Origin of the sequence: Alienimonas chondri, from assembly GCF_013036045.1 — a bacterium.
GTDB classification, from domain to species: Bacteria; Planctomycetota; Planctomycetia; order Planctomycetales; family Planctomycetaceae; genus Alienimonas; species Alienimonas chondri.
This window is the reverse complement of sequence record NZ_WTPX01000335.1, coordinates 1-1,106: the sequence shown is the minus strand read 5'-3', so window position 1 is coordinate 1,106 and position 1,106 is coordinate 1. Positions and strand designations below refer to the sequence as shown.

General features: G+C 63.7%; 1 protein-coding gene and 1 pseudogene. Both read right to left on the bottom strand.

The features are described 5' to 3' along the window. Positions 1 to 132: 132 nt before the first annotated feature. Positions 133 to 618 carry a hypothetical protein gene (locus tag LzC2_RS21495; protein WP_171190065.1) on the bottom strand — a complete coding sequence of 162 codons (486 nt, stop codon included), beginning with the start codon at positions 616 to 618 and terminating at the stop codon, positions 133 to 135. Between the two features lie 3 nt (positions 619 to 621). After that, a pseudogene (locus tag LzC2_RS21490) lies at positions 622 to 1,106 on the bottom strand (hypothetical protein); the annotation flags it as partial.

Here is a 1,106-nt window from a genome sequence, read left to right as displayed (position 1 = left end):
CCGTCGGGCGGAAATCATAGACCGGGGATTCCAGCGGTTCGACCGCGTGCTCGGCGTTGGTGCAGTAGACGTTTTGTTTGACGGGCATCGAAAAACTTTCGGAGAGTGATAGAGAGGGGAAGGTGAGTTGATCTACGGGAGCGCGAAGCGCACTGTCGATCGGCTGGTCGCGGGTTCGATCCGTCGCAGTTTCCCGGCCGCCGCCAACGCGACGAGTTCCGCACGGACGGCGGTTTTCTCACGGCCGGCCGCCGCCGCGATCTTTTGAATCGACGCTGCGCGATCGGGCATGGAATATCGGGCGACGATTTGCACGAGGTCCGCGGCGTCGTCCGCGGGGCGGACGCTCCGGGCAGCGCCCGGCGGCGCGGCTCGATACGTCCGCCCCGAATAGATCGTGGGTCGCACGGCGATCAGACCCGACGCGACCAAGTCTCTCGCAATCCTGTCGACTTTGCCGACCGACCAACCCAAACGGGCAGCGATCTGGCCCCGGGTCGTTTGGCCGCCCTTCGGGACCAAACGCACGACGCGCAGCAACGTCGCCGCCGCGGCGGCGTCCGTAGACGTCGCGGGGGCGCTGCGCAGCGGCGGCGGTATGCTCGTGACGGTGCCCATCGTCTAAATCTCCATCGCCGCGGCTTTATTGCATCGCTCGGCGAATTCGGCCCGCGTGCGGGCTTCATACTCCACGACGTCGGCCCTGCGCTTTAGCTGGGCGGCATATTCCGGGTCGTTTTCGAGCCGGACGCGTTCGGCGTCTTTAACGTCGTCCGCGGCTTCGCGGGCCGCGTCGCGGAGTTTTTCGAGCTTTTCGAGCGCCGATTCCCACGACTCGCCGAGGCTTAGGCGGCCTTCGGCGAGCAGGTCGCGGAGTCGGTAAAAGGCGGCGACGGCGTTTTTGTGTCTCTGGACCCAGTAATTAAAGCGGTTCTCTTCGCGGAGGGAAACCGGCGCCTGATCGGCGTCGATATAAACCTGCGAGTCGCTAAAGCTGGCGCCGTTCTTATAGAAGGACATCCCAAGGTGCGCGGCGTACGCAAAATCTTTGCCGTTCCGTTCTTCAAATTGGTCCAGCAAGGAGACGTTAATTCCGGGTGTTCTGG

What these genes read in the sequence shown, in the direction of transcription:
- LzC2_RS21495 (WP_171190065.1), bottom strand. Translation starts at nt 618, where the DNA reads ATGGGCACCGTCACGAGCATACCGCCGCCGCTGCGCAGCGCCCCCGCG.